This is a genomic window from Amylolactobacillus amylophilus DSM 20533 = JCM 1125, assembly GCF_001936335.1.
Classification (GTDB): domain Bacteria; phylum Bacillota; class Bacilli; order Lactobacillales; family Lactobacillaceae; genus Amylolactobacillus; species Amylolactobacillus amylophilus.
This window is the reverse complement of sequence record NZ_CP018888.1, coordinates 960,380-975,585: the sequence shown is the minus strand read 5'-3', so window position 1 is coordinate 975,585 and position 15,206 is coordinate 960,380. Positions and strand designations below refer to the sequence as shown.

Genomic DNA, 15,206 nt, shown 5'->3' with positions numbered 1-15,206 from the left:
AGAATGTCTTCTTCGTCACCGACTGCCACATAAGCCAGAATTCGCCCCTCGATCTGGGACTGTGCCCAATCAAGCTATTTGCTTGATTATTAAATAACGTTTTGGTAAGCGATTACAATTCTAATATATGGGAGTTTTCACCAACATGCGACCTTTTGTGCTCGTCTTTTCGCAATAAAAAAAGCCGTGTTTCCACAGCTTACGTCAAATCCTATAAAGTTTGCAGCACACTATCAAGCGCCAGTTCAATCATTTGGCCGAAGCCGGTCTGGCGCTCCTGTGCCGTCGTCGCCTCACCCGTCAAAATATGGTCGCTAATCGTGAGGATTCCAAGTGCGTGCCGCTTGTACTTGGCCGCCAGCATGTAGAGAGCAGCCATCTCCATCTCAACAGCCATGATGCCGTAATCGGCAAGCTTCTCATTATCAATCTCGTCATTATAAAAGCGGTCTTCAGCAAAGACGTTTCCCACGTGGAATTTCAGCTGCTTCTCCTGCGCGGTCGAAACAGCGGCGCTAAGCAAGTTATAGTCAGCAATTGGCGCATAATAGATGCCCGCACCAAACGTCGATTGAATAATCCCCGAGTCGGTGCTTGCCGCCTGGCCAATCACGATATCTCGCACATGCACATCCTGGCTAACGGCACCAGCAGTGCCGACACGAATCAAGTTCTGCACGCCATAATCGCGCATCAATTCTGTGGCATAAATACTGATTGAGGGAATACCCATCCCGCTCGCTTGGACAGATACGCGCTGCCCATGATATGTCCCGGTGTAGCCGAACGCGTTGCGCACGGTGTTATAACGGACCGGATTTTCAAAATATGTTTCTGCAATGAACTTTGCCCGTAATGGGTCGCCCGGCATCAGGACCGTCTCGGCAATCTCGCCTGGTTTTGCTTCAATATGTGTACTCATCATCTACCTCCAGCAATCATCTTTAATTTAACTTATCTAAGAAACTAGTGCCGTATTCGCCACCGTCAATTTCGAAATTGGCCAGAACTGTCTGACCCAAATCAGCAAAAGTATTTCTCACGCCCAAGGATTGATTACCCGGCAAGCTCTTGCTAAAGAAGAGCAGCGGCACAAATTCTCGAGTATGGTCGGTCCCCTTAAATCCAGGGTCGTTACCGTGATCCGCCGTGACGAATAGGAGGTCGTCATCGCGCAACTGTTCGAGCACCTCGCCCAACCGTTGATCAAAGGCCATGAGCGCATCCCCGTAACCATTGACGTTTCTTCTGTGACCATACATCGCATCGAAATCGACCAGGTTGGTGAAACAGAAGCCGGTAAAGTCGCGCTTGGTTAACTCGAGCACGTGATCCATGCCATCCATGTTACTCGTGGTATGCCATCCTTCGGTGATGCCCTGACCGCTGAAAATATCGTTGATTTTGCCAATGCCAAGCACGTCGAAGCCGGCCGCTTGTAACCGGACCAAATCTGTCTTTGCAGTGGGCATGAGGGCATAGTCGTGTCTGTCGCTTGTACGTTTGAAGTTATCCTTGTTGGTGCCCACAAACGGCCGCGCGATAATCCGACCAATACGGTAAGGCTGCTCCGTCGTAATGGAGCGCGCATAATCGCAAATCTTGTACAATTCCGCCAGCGGAATCACAGCGGTATTGGCTGCAATCTGCAGGACTGAGTCACCACTTGTGTAGACAATTAAATCGCCGGTTCGCAACTGGTGCTCACCATAATCCTTGATGACCTCGGTACCAGAATACGGCTTGTTAGCAACAATATGCCGCCCACTGAAGTCCTCTAATTTCTTGATTAGGTTCTCGTCGAACCCGTTCGGGAAGAAACCGAGTGGCTCGAGCACGGGTAAACCCATCATCTCCCAGTGGCCATCCATGCTGTCCTTACCGGCAGAAATCTCAGACATTTTACCGAAATAGCCTCGGGCTGGCTTAGCCACCGGTACACGCTCAATCGGCGCTTCTTCTCGAATGTTTGATAAACCAAGCTTTGCCAAGTTCGGGAGGCTAAAGTCGCCATCATACTGCTGGCCGATGTGCCCGAGCGTATCGGCCCCCATATCGTCGTATTTAGCAGCATCTGGTGCAGCACCGATACCGACAGAGTCAATGACAATTCCGAAAATACGTTTAAACTTTGCCATAATCTCACCTCTATTCCGTCACAATCGCAATACTTGCACTGGCACCAATCCGGCTGGCACCTGCCTCAATCATTGCGAGAGCTTCCGCTTTCGTATGGATACCGCCTGCCGCCTTAACCCCGAGCTTGTCGCCCACAGTCTCACGCATCAACCGCACGTCAGCAGCTTTAGCCCCACTTTTGGCGAAACCGGTGGAAGTCTTAACGAAGTCAGCACCAGCCTCCACGGCTAGCTCGCAGGCCCGCTTGATTTGTTCGTCCGTGAGGAATGCATTCTCGAGGATCACCTTTAAGATGGCATTGCCAGCGTGGGTTGCTAGCGCCACCGCTTTGATATCTTCGCGCACCGTTTGTTCATCCCCTGATAACAGGGTACCAATATTTTGCACCATGTCAATCTCAACTGCACCATCTTTTAGCGCCTCGGACGTTTCACTCACTTTGGCGAAAGTGGAGGTGGCACCAAGTGGGAAGCCAACCACAGTGCAGACGTTGACGTCTGTTTCCTTCAATTCTGTGGCTGCCAATTCAACCCAGTATGGGTTGACGCAAACTGATGCGAAGCCGTATTGTTTGGCCTCGTTGATTACTTGCATGACCTCATCTTTTGTTGCTTCTGGCTTTAAAATCGTGTGATCAATGTACTTTGCTAAGGGTTTATCCACTGCTCTTCTCCTTTGAAATTAGGAATGAAATACTACTTTCAGTTTAGCAGACTTCGCTTCCAATTGACAAAAGAGTTACGCAAAAAAAGCACTTAGATTTTGCGTTCAACATAAGTGCTTTCATCTGTTGTATCAAAAAAATGTCAGTTTACTTCTTTACCGCATTTTTATCACTCATACTACTAAATTGGACGTAAAAAAAGAAGCCAATCAACTGAATGATTGGCTTCTACCACGGGCAGAAAATAAATTTTCTGTAGGCTTTTGGCTCCACAACCGACTCACCTAACGCCAGCACTTCCCGCGCTTGAGATTAAACTCAGGTGTCCCTTAAATCAAGTGCCACAAAATGTGTGGCCTTCTCGACCCGTCGCATCTTAGTATATTAGACTAATTTCCGTTATCTAGCAAGGCTTTTGTTCACAACCATCACACCTTTACTTGTGTTGTATTATAGGCTAGCTCCTAAGTATAGGTTGGTTTAGTTTTTTATTAATAAAGTTGAGGAAAAAAGTAATGAATAAAGCTAAAAAGCAGAGAACATGGGGTCTCATCGGTCTCTACATTTGTTTGTTAATAATATCTTCTTTGATACAACAAATTGCGTACCTTGGGTTAATCGCCGTAGTTTTACTAAAAAGGAACAACATCAGTAGTACTATACTAAAAGCAATGACTCTAGTTGCCACGAATGGATCTAATTCAATTGTGGTCATTTTGTTTGCTTCAAATTAATTTACAATTCTCGTTGTTTGCGTAATCTCCTCGTCATACTACTAATAATCTCGCTTACAAGTTGCGCCAACATAAAGCCAATCGCAATCGCGCCACAGATTATCGCCACGCGCAGTAAAAAACTTAGTGCCTCATCAAGTTGGCCCAAAGCCATCGCTCTGACTGCCATGTATGCCGGTACTCCGGGCACCAGTGGCACGATACCCGGAATGTTGAAGAGAATGATGGGCATCTTCTTCCAGCGGGCAAAGAAAATTCCAATAATCCCGATTAACATTGCACCGAACAGGTTGCTAATGACACGCCCAGCACCCAGTTGCATCAGGAACCAATAGGTCATCCAGCCAAGCGCACCGGAACAACCCGACGCAATCAATGCGGGTCGCGGCAAGTTGATGGTGATTGCGAAACCCAAAGTGGCGAGGAAACTAAAACTTAAATTAATTACTATCTCTAACCAGTATGGCATCCTACACCCCCATGAAGCGGATGACGAGCGCCACACCGCCGCCGATAGCTACGGCAGTTAAGACTGCCTCAACACCACGGCCAATGCCAGAAATCAAGTGCCCAGCAAACAGGTCCCGCAACGAATTAGTTAGCGCGAGGCCCGGAACAAGGATCATTACTCCGCCAATAATAATGGCATTTGCGTCGAAGCTCGAATTAATCTGCTGTAGGCTAATTGCCAAAAACGCCAACACCAAAGATGCCAGCATTTCGGCCAAAAAGCGAATGTGCGCGTATTTTTTCACGAAATGATACGTGAGGAAGCCGATCATACCAATGAGTGCCGCAAATGGCAGGTCAAGCCAATCATAGTCATTCATGAAGAGCACCATCAGCGTCGAACTAACGAAGCCGGTACCGATAGTCTGGAGCCAGAGCGGGAACTGGGGCGTATTACAGTCGACATCCTCAAGTTTCAGCCGTAACTCTGCCAAAGTGATCTTGTGTTCAGCAAAACGCCGCGATAAATCATTCACGCGACTTACTTTCTCCATGTTAATTGAGCGATCCTCGACCTGTTCAATTTGCACGTTATCCATCTTGTCGACACCCATGAACAAGCCTGTCGGCGTGGTAAAAACACGGAGGTCCGTCAGGCTCAGGCCAGCATTACTACCAATCCGGCGCATGGTATCCTCAACCCGGTACATTTCGGAGCCACTTTCAATCATGATTTTCCCTGCGGTTAGACAGGCGTCTAACACCGCATCAACATATCTATCTTCCATCGTAATAGTTCCTATTATCTATGTTGTTATAGGTCAACTTCTCAAGTATTCAGAAGCTGACCGCCTTTTGTCGCTACTTTTTTAACTGTGCTCCCAAAGGCAACTTCTTCCGTCTTACTTGTCACATTCAGCATTTCATGCTTCTGTGTCTTCGTAAGTACTCAGAAGCTGACCGCCTTTTGTCGCTACTTTTTTAACTGTGCTCCCAAAGCAAGCCACTCACCCTAGCTTATTTGCCTACGGAATCATTCCATTCCTCCTTGCCAAACCACGCTAGATGCTAGTGGTTTACCCGCTTTGGATCGCAACTTTTGTCGCTACTTGTTATTATTTCATCTCTTCAATATCAATAATCTTGTCAACCCAATCTCCCTCAAAGAAATCCTTCTCATGGGAAACCACAATCACGCCACCCTCATAATCGATAATCGCACGGCGTAGTGCATCCTTCGTTGCCACATCCAAATGATTCGTCGGCTCATCCAAGAATAAGAGATTACTTGGTTCGAGCATCAACTTCGCCAGCTTCACCTTCATCTGTTCCCCACCAGAAAGTGTCTTGAGCGGCGACATTGCCTGTTGACTGGTTAATCCGGTCCGCGCCAAAACAGTGCGCAGCTCCTTTTGCTTCTCATCCTCGAAGTTCTGTTGCATGAACTGGAACGGGGTCATGTTGCCATTATCCCACTTTAAATCTTGCTTGAAGTAGGCAATTCTCGTCGTTCTATTGATATCATAGCCGCCATAAATGGGCTTCAATTCACCCAACAACGTCTTCAACAGCGTGGATTTACCTATTCCATTGAATCCAGTGATCGCCACTTTCTCGCCGTTACCGACCGAGAAGTTGAATGCTTCCTCTACCAGTGCCTTGTCGTAACCAATCACCAAGTCCTGTGTTTGAAGTAAAATTCGACTAACAGTCTCAGTGTATGGGAAGCTAAATGTTGCCGCCTTGTTAATCTTCGGCGGGTCCAGTCGCTCCATACGGTTCAACTGTTTAACCCGACTCTGAGCACTCTTCGACCGCGTTCCCGCCTTGAACTTTCTGATGTAAGCCTCGGTTTTCTCAATCTTGGCCTGTTGGTTCTCGAAGGCCTTCAAATATGTCTCACGGTTAGCTTCCTTTTGTTTCAAGGCTTGCTTTAGGTTACCCTTGTACTTCGTAATTTTACCGAATTCCACATCAATAATGGAGTTCGTAATCCGTTCCAGAAAGTCGTAGTCATGGCTGACAACGATGAACGCGCCTTCGAAATTATTCAGGTAGTTGGTTAACCATTCGATGTGGTTCACATCCAAGTAGTTGGTCGGCTCGTCGAGCACCAAAACCTGCGGATTCTGCAGCAACAGCTTCGCCAGAATAATCTTCGAACGTTGACCACCGGAAAGCTGACTCACGTCATGATCATAACCGATGGCATCAAGCCCTAGTCCCGTTGCCACCTGCTCAATCTTCGTATCCAGGTCGTAAAATCCAGATTCCTCGAGCAGAGTTTGAATCTTACCGGCACGCTCCATGTCTTTGTCATCGAAAGTCTCAGCGTAATCCGCATAGAGGCGACCCATTTCCTGCTCCTTTTGAAAGAGGTCATCAAAGGCTGTTCGGAGGTATTCCTTGATGGAAACACCGGGCGTTAATTTAGCATATTGGTCCAAGTAACCGACATCCACGTTCTTTTGCCAGGAAATCTTACCCTCATCTGCATCGATTTTGCCAATCAGGATATTGATTAGTGTACTCTTACCGACGCCATTCTGGCCGGTAACACCCATGTGGTCTTCCTTATTAAAGAAGAAACCAGTATCCTTATATAATTCTTTGTCAATAAAGCTGTGAGACAGATGCTCAACAGTTAGTAAACTCATAGTTTGTTCTCCTGCTTATGCGTGCGTTCGTACTCGTGCAGCGCATTTAAAATATGCGGCCAATGCCGTTTGGGGGCGATTAATTGTAACTTACTATTATAGATAGGAAAGTCGGTTTCTGGCAACCCCGTAATTTCTGCCAAAGCTTCCGCCGTCAGATGATGCTCTTGCGCAATTCGTTTGATTGCTATCGAAGCCTTCACTCTGAAATATGACAGACTGTAAAAAACGGCAGCGACGATAATTCCGAGTAAAATCACCCATTTGATGTTCAACTGAAAGTTTCTGGTAATTATAGCAACCACTGCTATAAATGAAATGATAGCGCTGATCATTCCCAGCACAATTGGATACAGCCGTTCTCTTCTCATGATTATCCCCCATTTTAAAACATGTGTTCTCTATTAATTTGATATTTCCGATATTACAGCAATGTAACAATCGTGACGTACCACATGCGTTTTGTAACTAACTGATTATTTGTCTGCAATATACTCTCCACTATAATGATTTTTGTTCAATAAAACTTTTTCAATTTAAGGAGAGATATTATTTTATTAAAGAACAAATACTTCATCAGCATTGCAGCCACTATAGCAGTCTTCGCTGCAAGCATCAACCTACAATCAGTCTTCGCAGCACCTACTGACGAAGCTGTTGTAAGTCAAGAATTGGTTGAAGATACTATTAAACCAACACTGATCAGTCAGAAATTTGAAGCTAACAAGAATGCAGAAGCTCGCGCAGAGAAACTCGTTGCTGTTAAGGCAGAACAAAAGCGTCTTAATGACGAAGCTGCCGCTGCTGCAAAGGCTAAAGCGGAAGCCGCTGCGAAGGCCAAGGCCCAAGCAGAGGCTAAAGCTGCTGCCGCAAAGAAAGCTGCTGCCGCAAAGAAAGCTGCTGCACAAAAGGCAGCATCAACCCAAGCCGCAACCACAAACGTTTCGGGTGTGAACAAGGGAACATTCAAGATTAGTTTCTACGATCCAGCAGTCCTGGGGTCAAATATGGGTTATGGTGGCGTTGCCGCAAACCTCTCGGTTTTCCCTAAAGGAACTCGTTTGAAGATTTCGATGTCAAATGGTCAAGTATTATACAGAACCGTCAATGATACCGGTACCTTTGCATATTCAAACCCACGTCAGTTAGATGTAGCAATGCCAAATAGCTCAATTCCATCCGCTGGTATCTTATCAGCAACGGTTGAAGTTATTGGCTAACAAGTACATTATACATTTGAATAATTAATCACCAAGAGAAATACGACAGCCGAGATGACGGTTGTCGTATTTTTTATTGGATGTGAGTCCTGATACTTGTGAGAATCGTGAGGATGTCAGCGATGAGTATGATACTCAAAAACAGGTTAATTACTAGCACACTCCAGTAGATCAATAGATTGACCTTACTTGTTCTTTCCCATCTGAACGCTGAAGCAAGGTACTTTAGTGCCAGTATAAAACCCAGAAACGGAATAATGACGGAAATAATTAAAAGTACAATATTTCGCGGTTGAATATCATCAGTATTGCGGTTGTCGTCAAAATTCAACCCCGCTTCATCAGGCGCTATACCGAGCAACTCTGCAGCAGAGAGTGAATAAAGTTCACACAGCTGACCAATACGTTCCACGTCCGGATAAGATAAATTGTTTTCCCATTTTGAAATAGATTGGCGCGAAATATTCAACTTCTCTGCCACTTGTTGCTGTGAAAGGCCGGCCTGTATTCGCGCATCTCTTAATATATCAGCTCGCGCATTGATGATCCCCACTAATAATTTAGTAATTTGACAATAGCTGATAGACAGCGATTGCCACTGAGTATAGTCTTGTTTTTGTAGTTGCGCAACCACTAGTTTCTAGTCAATTTATTCGATTTGCGCTACATTTTAGTCAGTCAACGTTGATCAAAATTAAAAAAAAGAAAAGAGAAAATATTTTGAATAATAAAACAGTTCTCAAGGGAATTTTAGCATTGCTCTCACTGACTTTAGCTTTGCTTGCCCTTGTTCAATTGATTAAACATGACTATTGGCAATTCTCTTCTGACCTCATTAGTGCAATAGTTATCGGAACTGTTGCTTATCTTTCTACCACAGACAAAGATAGTACGCCTACTAGTCCAACACATAATTATGGAGATAACGAAAAGATGGTCGAACATCTAACACTAACATTATTTAATCGACTTCAACTTGTTGTTTTTGCTGTGAGTTTTATCTTATACTTTCTTACCGCCAAAAATTTTGTTTGGGGAATAATCGGTATTTTTGACTTTTCTTCCTGGGCTATCCTAATGTTGCTGGAAATTATTATTGGTATTGTCTATTCGGTGAGGAAGCAATAACGTTACTAAAGTAGTAATCAAGTGACCTTAATCGATTAACTTTTGGGTTCTCCTGCACTCAACAACAAAGCACAAAGAAGAACCATCTCCCATTTTGTAGCATGTTCGGGAGATGGTTTCTCTTTTAGTTAGAATTCTTAATAACCCTGCCACGGCATCGTATCACTATCTTTATCATATATAATATAGTTTGTGAATGCATTCAAGTCATTCCAATCAACCAACGTATTCAGGCTATTCTGTCTAGTTAATTCGTTGTCTAACTCCTCTTTATCTATACCCAGTGCACCACGGACCTTGTCCGAAACACGCTGCAGTTCGGTTGTGGCGGCAACCTGATATGCTGCTCCACCAATCCAGGCGTCGTGACCATGGATGTAATCAGACTTGATATCACCAGCCGCGCCACGGTAATTCATCGCCAGATTCATCATGTCATCAAAGGACATGTCCGTCTTGACGTACTTCGCCACGACCTTCAGAATCTTTTGGTAGTTAGAGATACCCTTCATTGACAGACCTTCATGAACGATTGATGTGATCACTTCACGTTGTCGCTTCTGCCGACCATAATCACCCTCCGGGTCTTCCTTTCTCATTCGGGCATAATCAAGTGCCTGCTTACCGGTTAAGTGTTGCCTACCCTTCTTAAACGTCGTGTTGTAGGTAAAGTCGAACTTAACGTTCACATCGATTCCACCAACAGCATCAACGAGGTTCTCTAACGCCTGCATATCAACTTCTACATAGTAGTTAACCGGCACATTCAACATACTCTGCACGGTCTTTGATGCAGCTCTCACTCCATCAACATTATAGGCGGAGTTGACCTTGGCCATGTAGAAATTATTCGTTCCTTTGATTTCTGCTAGCAAATCCCGTGGTACAGACGTTAATGTCGATTTCTTCGTCTGTGGGTTGATGGTAGCAAGAATCATCGTGTCAGAATTTCCCTGGTCTTTTCTGCCCTCAATTCCTGTATCCACCCCCAGAATCAAGACCGAGATTGGTTTCTTCTTGGCGACTTTCTGTGAGACCTTACCATTTGGCCGGTACGCCTGGTTTACCGTGTGCTGAATCGAAAAGTAGGCCTTCAAGCCATAACCAACGCCGAGTGCCACAGCCATAATGGCGACGAGCCCCAGAACCTTAGTCCATCTTCTCCCGGCTTTAGGCGGGGTTTCTTTCTTGAACACAGTATTTCGGGTTAGTTTGTCTGGCTTGTTCTTGGTGTGATTATTATCCATGAATTATCCTCTATCGCTTTGTTCTTGCTGGATCAATTAAATTACGAAATTAAGCACTTTCTATAATACAAGTCCGGCAGGTCCTTTGCCTAGCTTTTTCACCAATATTTATAAAAATCCAAAAAAGTCACGAAAAACGAAAAAAATCGGCCCGTGATTAACAATATATGATAATGTAGACTTAATTAATATTTTCTTTTCATTAGGAGGAAGAAACGTGACCGATGCATCGCATTTACCAAACCGCAACGATGTCCCAGAGGAATTAACATGGGACTTAACTAAAATCTTCAAGGATGATGCTGCCTGGGAGGCCGCATTCAAAGATGTTCAGGGGGAATTACCCAAGTTAGAACAGCTAAAAGGAACACTAGGTAATTCTAGTACTACTTTATTACACGGGATTAAGACAATCCTTGGTGTCTACCGCAAGCTTGAGTCTGTCTATGTCTACGCCTCGATGAAGAGTGACCAAGATACCAATAATTCAACTTACTTAGCACTCGACTCACGCGCCTCATCACTCTATGCCAAAGTCGCTGCAGCAACTTCGTTCTTCGATCCTGAGGTCCTAGCAATTGACGAGAAGCAGCTCGCGCATTTCATTGCTAACGAGCCAGACCTTGCTCAGTACAAGCACTACCTAGAACAGATTACCCGTCAAAGAGCACACGTACTGCCAGCCGAACAGGAGAAGTTGTTGGCCGGTGCACAGGATGTTTTCTCAGCCTCACAAGACACCTTCAACGTGTTAACTAATTCCGATATGGAATACCCGTTCGTCGAGAACGAGGATGGTGAGATGGTGCGTCTTTCAAACGGCCTCTACAGTATCTTGCTCGAGTCAACCGACCGTGAACTACGCCAGGGTGCCTTTGAAGCAATGTACCAGACCTACGGCCAGTTCAAGAATACTCTAGCGACTACCCTTTCTGGTGAAATTAAGCGCCACAACTTTATGGCCCAGGTCCACCACTATCAGGATGCGAAAGAGGCAGCTCTCAGTGCCAACAATATCCCACACGTGGTCTACGATAACCTCATCAAGGCGGTCAACGAACACCTGCCTCTCCTGCACAGATATGTCAAATTACGGAAGAAAATCTTAGGTGTGGAGAAGCTCCATACTTGGGATATGTACGCCCCACTAACTGGTGAACCGAAGATTTCATACACATACGATGAAGCACGCGTCGAAGCAAAGAAGGCACTGGCACCACTTGGCCCAGACTACCTTGAACACGTCGACGAAATCTTTAACAACCGCTACATCGACGTCGTCGAGAATAAAGGGAAACGCTCTGGTGCATACTCAGGTGGCGGTTATGATACCCCACCTTACGAATTATTGAACTGGCAAGATAATATCAACAACTTGTACACACTAGTCCACGAGACAGGCCACTCAATGCACAGCTGGTACACGCGTCACAATCAGGAATACGTTTATGGTGCCTACCCAATCTTTGTAGCAGAAATTGCCTCAACTACAAACGAGAACATCCTGACGGAGTATTTGCTGAAGACGCAAACGGATCCTGAGGTCCGGGCGTTCATCTTGAACTATTACCTGGATGGCTTCAAGGGGACCATCTTCCGGCAAACCCAGTTCGCGGAATTCGAACAATGGATTCACGAGCAAGACGCTGCAGGCCAGCCGCTCACTAGTGAAGTGATGTCAGACTTCTACGGTAAATTGAATCAGCGTTACTACGGCGAGGCCTTGACTAAGGATCCTCAAATCGCCGACGAATGGGCGCGCATCCCCCACTTCTACTACAATTATTACGTTTACCAATACTCCACCGGCTTTGCTGCAGCAACCACACTGGCTGACGGCGTCACGAAAGGCAAGGAGGGCGCACAGGAGGCTTACATTAACTACCTAAAATCTGGTTCGAGCATGGATCCAATCGACACAATGAAACAAGCGGGTGTCGACATGACCGAAACGGCTTACTTGGATCAAGCATTTAGTATTTTCGAGGAACGCTTGAATGAACTAGAACAATTAATCGACCATAAGTAAGTATAAGCTAGCGTTACTTTACGGCAACCTGGCCAGAACAAAAAAGGATACCTCTTCTGAGGTATCCTTTTCTTGTGTTGAAATTTCCGGATTTTTTATCCGCTATATTAAACGGTTCGCCCACGATTGAAGATCTGATTACCGCGGTTATTGGACTTTGATGGTCGAACTTTCTCGACGTTCTTCTCACGCTGCACAAAGTTCTGACGCCTGATCCACTAAATCTGCTCCAAGTGGTCCTTCTTCATTTCTTTCTTCGTTCTCGTATTAGTTTCAACCATAATAAGCCTCCTAAAAATAAAATCATGACTGGAGGATTAATTTATTTTTACGGCAATCACCTCCCAAAAGCTGTGTTGATTAACAATTCGTCAACACTACACTTATTGGCGGGTACACAAAAAGGTAGAGTTGATGAGTAAACTATAATTCTCATCGGTCTCTACCTCTTGTGGTATATATCTAATATCTGATTTGAGCTAATCTTAGCACTTGTTGGTGCCGCTTACAAATATAAATCGCTTTTTTCAAGAAAAAGTTACGCTAAATCACTCGGCAAATGATTCCTAGTTATGTTTGAGATGATAGACATAAACAATTAAATAGAAGATTACTTCGATGGCGGAGATGAAGAACGTGACAGGTAGGTTAGTCAAGTAGCCGAGTAGCAGTCCCCCCCAGACACCGGCCAGCGCAAGCCCAACTGACCAGGCAATCATCTGCGGTACCGTTTTACCTAAGAACTTTGCGGTTGAAGCAGGTAAAGTCAGGAGGATGAAGACTAACATCGAACCGACTATTTGTGAGCCCACGCTCACACTCATTGCCAGCACGATCAAGAAGATCACGCTCAGCATGTTCGTTTTCAGTCTATGCGCCTGTGCCCCCAGATAGTCAAACGACGTGAATTTCAAGCCGCGGTAGAAGATTGCGATAATGAACAGTACTACCACTGACAGAATCACGAGGCGGGTTACGCCAGATAAATCAACGCCGATGATACTACCAAAGAGAATACTCGTAGCGTAGCGACTACTTGACGAAGAGATTGAGAGGAAGAGGATTCCGAGGCCAATGAACAGAGCAGAAATTGCACTAATTGAAGACTCCTTCTGCGTGGTCCTGAGGCTCAATCCACCGACGCCAACCGAGCCTAGCAGCGTAAACAACAGCATCCCCCACAACGGTGAAATACCGAGAAAAACCGCAAAGGCTGCCCCGGCAAAGCCAATCTCGGAAAGTGTATGTGCCAGAAAGCTCAGGTTACGGGCGACAACGAAGACACCTACAACCCCGGTGGTGATGGCAATAAATGTGCTGGCTAGAAATGCGTACCGCATGAAATCATATGCAAACATTAATCTAACACCTCACGTTCATTGAAATCTCTCATTTTACCCGTCGTAATCTCCCCACTATCGAAGAACACGTAGTCATCCATGTGCTCATGGGCGAGTGGTATGTCGTGTGTTGTGAAGAGAATCGTCAACCCTTCTGATTTGTTGAGCTTGTCTAGAACGTTTAGCAGAGTCTCTTTCGCAACGGGATCTAGGCTAGCAGTCGCCTCATCTAAGATGATTAAATCTGGCTGCTCTAAAAGTGCCTGAGCCAGATACGCGCGCTGTTTCTGACCCCCACTGGCTCGGCCTAAACGGTAGTCAGAAATTTCTGTGAGCTCCGTCTTTGCTAGTACATCTGCAACGCGCTTTTTGTAGGCAGCATTCTTCACCAAAGGGGCATTCAGTTCGATGAAACTGCGTAACGACAAGGGATAGTCCTTATCAATGTTACGAAATTGGGGTACGTAACCAATCTTGATCGGTCGGTTGTCCACATCGCCCAGGGTAATCGAGCCACTAGTTGGCGTCAAGATCCCCATGATAATCCGAATCAGCGTCGTCTTACCAGAACCATTCTCGCCCAGAATCGCCGTCTTTGAACCAGGTGTCAACTGGAAGTTTAGCCCACTGAAGACCACCTGATTATCGAATGTCATTCCTAAATCGTGTACCTCTAGAATATTCTCCAAATTAATTCCCCAAATACATTTACTTACTATTAATTAATAACTTTAACTTGTTAAATTTAACTGTATTTGAGCAAAATTGCAAATATAACCGCTACTTTTCTGGGATCGACAGATCTTCTTGGAACCAGCGCTCGCTTAATTTGGTCATCGTGCCATTTGCCTCCAAGCTTTTGAGTGCAGCATCGATCCGCCCCTTCAACTGCTGATCCTGTGGCCGCATCCCAATAGCGAAAGTTTCTGGCATAAATGGTGTTTCAACCAGCTGATACTGCTCCTTCTCACCAGATTCACGAACATAATAATTAATGTAAATGCTGTCGCCCATGATTGCGTCGATTCGCCCAGCCTTAAGGTCCAGGAACGCATTGTTGAAGGTATCGTAGAGGACCGTCTCCTTTACCCGTTGTTTCAACAACTGGGGCTTCTCATCGTAGAGCATCTGTCCGGATGAACCCTGTTGCAGACCAACCTTCTTCCCCGTCAGGTCAGCTATCTTAGTGATATTACTCTTCTTTCTGGTAATCACAACCTGTGAATTACTGAGGTATGACTGGCTGAACAGCACCGATTTCTCCCGGGCAGGCGTCTTACTGTAGCCGTTCCAGATAAGGTCAATCGTCCCATTCTTCAGCTCAGTCTCTTTCATGTCCCAATCGATCGGCTGAAAAGCAATTTTTTGCTTAATCTGCTTGCTCACGGCCTGCGCTAAGTCGATGTCGAAGCCAGTCAATTCACCATTCTTCGCCCGAAAACCCATTGGCACAAACGTCTCATCCAGCCCGACGATGATTGTTTCTTGGCCAGCATTTACCTGTTTAAGATCACGCGTCAACCCACAGCCGGTGAGTAATAAGAGGGTGCCGAATAACGTTAAGATACCAATAATTTTGTTTTTCATCGGTTTGCTCC

Annotated in this window: 15 protein-coding genes; 3 read left to right on the top strand and 12 right to left on the bottom strand. The window is 45.5% G+C overall.

The window, feature by feature from the left end; genetic code table 11:
* Positions 1-211 precede the first annotated feature (211 nt).
* From deoD to LA20533_RS05110, 7 genes are all read right to left on the bottom strand, one after another.
* A complete protein-coding gene (gene deoD / locus LA20533_RS05145) occupies positions 212-922 on the bottom strand; it encodes a purine-nucleoside phosphorylase (protein ID WP_054745706.1) in 711 nt (236 codons plus the stop codon).
* Between the two features lie 22 nt (positions 923-944).
* Positions 945-2,138, bottom strand: a complete 1,194-nt coding sequence (locus LA20533_RS05140; protein WP_056947221.1) for a phosphopentomutase — start codon at positions 2,136-2,138, stop codon at positions 945-947.
* A 10-nt stretch (positions 2,139-2,148) separates the two neighbouring features.
* Entirely contained in the window at positions 2,149-2,802 is a 654-nt protein-coding gene (deoC, locus tag LA20533_RS05135; RefSeq protein ID WP_056947224.1) for a deoxyribose-phosphate aldolase, read from the bottom strand.
* Between the two features lie 736 nt (positions 2,803-3,538).
* Positions 3,539-4,006 (bottom strand): threonine/serine exporter family protein, encoded by a 468-nt coding sequence (locus tag LA20533_RS05125; protein ID WP_056947227.1) that lies wholly within the window; start codon positions 4,004-4,006, stop codon positions 3,539-3,541.
* A 1-nt stretch (position 4,007) separates the two neighbouring features.
* Positions 4,008-4,775, bottom strand: coding sequence for a threonine/serine exporter family protein (locus LA20533_RS05120; protein ID WP_056947230.1), 768 nt, complete (start codon positions 4,773-4,775; stop codon positions 4,008-4,010).
* Between the two features lie 327 nt (positions 4,776-5,102).
* A complete protein-coding gene (locus LA20533_RS05115) occupies positions 5,103-6,644 on the bottom strand; it encodes an ABC-F family ATP-binding cassette domain-containing protein (protein ID WP_054745710.1) in 1,542 nt (513 codons plus the stop codon).
* On the bottom strand, positions 6,641-7,015 hold the full coding sequence (locus LA20533_RS05110) for a hypothetical protein (RefSeq protein WP_056947233.1): 375 nt from the start codon (positions 7,013-7,015) through the stop codon (positions 6,641-6,643). Before LA20533_RS05110 ends, LA20533_RS05115 begins: the two co-directional genes overlap by 4 nt.
* 177 nt (positions 7,016-7,192) lie before the next feature.
* On the opposite strand from LA20533_RS05110, the gene LA20533_RS05105 reads away from it, so the two are divergent.
* Entirely contained in the window at positions 7,193-7,864 is a 672-nt protein-coding gene (locus LA20533_RS05105) for an RlpA-like double-psi beta-barrel domain-containing protein (RefSeq protein ID WP_082611607.1), read from the top strand.
* A 73-nt stretch (positions 7,865-7,937) separates the two neighbouring features.
* On the opposite strand, the gene LA20533_RS05100 is transcribed toward LA20533_RS05105, so the two are convergent.
* Positions 7,938-8,498 (bottom strand): helix-turn-helix domain-containing protein, encoded by a 561-nt coding sequence (locus tag LA20533_RS05100; RefSeq protein WP_054745713.1) that lies wholly within the window; start codon positions 8,496-8,498, stop codon positions 7,938-7,940.
* 86 nt (positions 8,499-8,584) lie between these two features.
* Here LA20533_RS05100 and LA20533_RS05095 point away from each other — a divergent pair, with 86 nt between their 5' ends.
* Entirely contained in the window at positions 8,585-8,992 is a 408-nt protein-coding gene (locus tag LA20533_RS05095; RefSeq protein ID WP_054745715.1) for a hypothetical protein, read from the top strand.
* Positions 8,993-9,129: 137 nt separating this feature from the next.
* Here LA20533_RS05095 and LA20533_RS05090 read toward each other — a convergent pair whose 3' ends face one another.
* The gene (locus tag LA20533_RS05090) at positions 9,130-10,239 is read right to left on the bottom strand and encodes an LCP family protein (RefSeq protein ID WP_054745717.1); all 1,110 of its coding nucleotides are present in this window, start codon (positions 10,237-10,239) and stop codon (positions 9,130-9,132) included.
* Positions 10,240-10,456: 217 nt separating this feature from the next.
* Here LA20533_RS05090 and pepF point away from each other — a divergent pair, with 217 nt between their 5' ends.
* Positions 10,457-12,268, top strand: coding sequence for an oligoendopeptidase F (gene pepF, locus LA20533_RS05085; protein WP_054745719.1), 1,812 nt, complete (start codon positions 10,457-10,459; stop codon positions 12,266-12,268).
* Between the two features lie 566 nt (positions 12,269-12,834).
* Here the strand turns inward: pepF and LA20533_RS05080 are convergent.
* The 3 genes from LA20533_RS05080 to LA20533_RS05070 all read right to left on the bottom strand — a co-directional run bounded on the left by LA20533_RS05080 (position 12,835) and on the right by LA20533_RS05070 (position 15,195).
* Positions 12,835-13,626, bottom strand: coding sequence for a metal ABC transporter permease (locus LA20533_RS05080; RefSeq protein ID WP_056947240.1), 792 nt, complete (start codon positions 13,624-13,626; stop codon positions 12,835-12,837).
* A complete protein-coding gene (locus LA20533_RS05075; RefSeq protein WP_141322598.1) occupies positions 13,626-14,297 on the bottom strand; it encodes a metal ABC transporter ATP-binding protein in 672 nt (223 codons plus the stop codon). The genes LA20533_RS05080 and LA20533_RS05075 overlap by 1 nt, the downstream gene beginning before the upstream one ends.
* 91 nt (positions 14,298-14,388) lie before the next feature.
* Complete coding sequence (locus tag LA20533_RS05070) at positions 14,389-15,195, bottom strand: amino acid ABC transporter substrate-binding protein (RefSeq protein WP_056947243.1); 807 nt, start codon at positions 15,193-15,195, stop codon at positions 14,389-14,391.
* Positions 15,196-15,206: the final 11 nt, after the last annotated feature.

Coding starts and splice junctions, on each gene's coding strand:
- LA20533_RS05070 (WP_056947243.1), bottom strand. CDS start 15,195: ATGAAAAACAAAATTATTGGTATCTTAACGTTATTCGGCACCCTCTTA.
- deoD (WP_054745706.1), bottom strand. CDS start 922: ATGAGTACACATATTGAAGCAAAACCAGGCGAGATTGCCGAGACGGTC.
- LA20533_RS05140 (WP_056947221.1), bottom strand. CDS start 2,138: ATGGCAAAGTTTAAACGTATTTTCGGAATTGTCATTGACTCTGTCGGT.
- LA20533_RS05090 (WP_054745717.1), bottom strand. CDS start 10,239: ATGGATAATAATCACACCAAGAACAAGCCAGACAAACTAACCCGAAAT.
- LA20533_RS05125 (WP_056947227.1), bottom strand. CDS start 4,006: ATGCCATACTGGTTAGAGATAGTAATTAATTTAAGTTTTAGTTTCCTC.
- LA20533_RS05115 (WP_054745710.1), bottom strand. CDS start 6,644: ATGAGTTTACTAACTGTTGAGCATCTGTCTCACAGCTTTATTGACAAA.
- LA20533_RS05120 (WP_056947230.1), bottom strand. CDS start 4,775: ATGGAAGATAGATATGTTGATGCGGTGTTAGACGCCTGTCTAACCGCA.
- LA20533_RS05080 (WP_056947240.1), bottom strand. CDS start 13,626: ATGTTTGCATATGATTTCATGCGGTACGCATTTCTAGCCAGCACATTT.
- LA20533_RS05110 (WP_056947233.1), bottom strand. CDS start 7,015: ATGAGAAGAGAACGGCTGTATCCAATTGTGCTGGGAATGATCAGCGCT.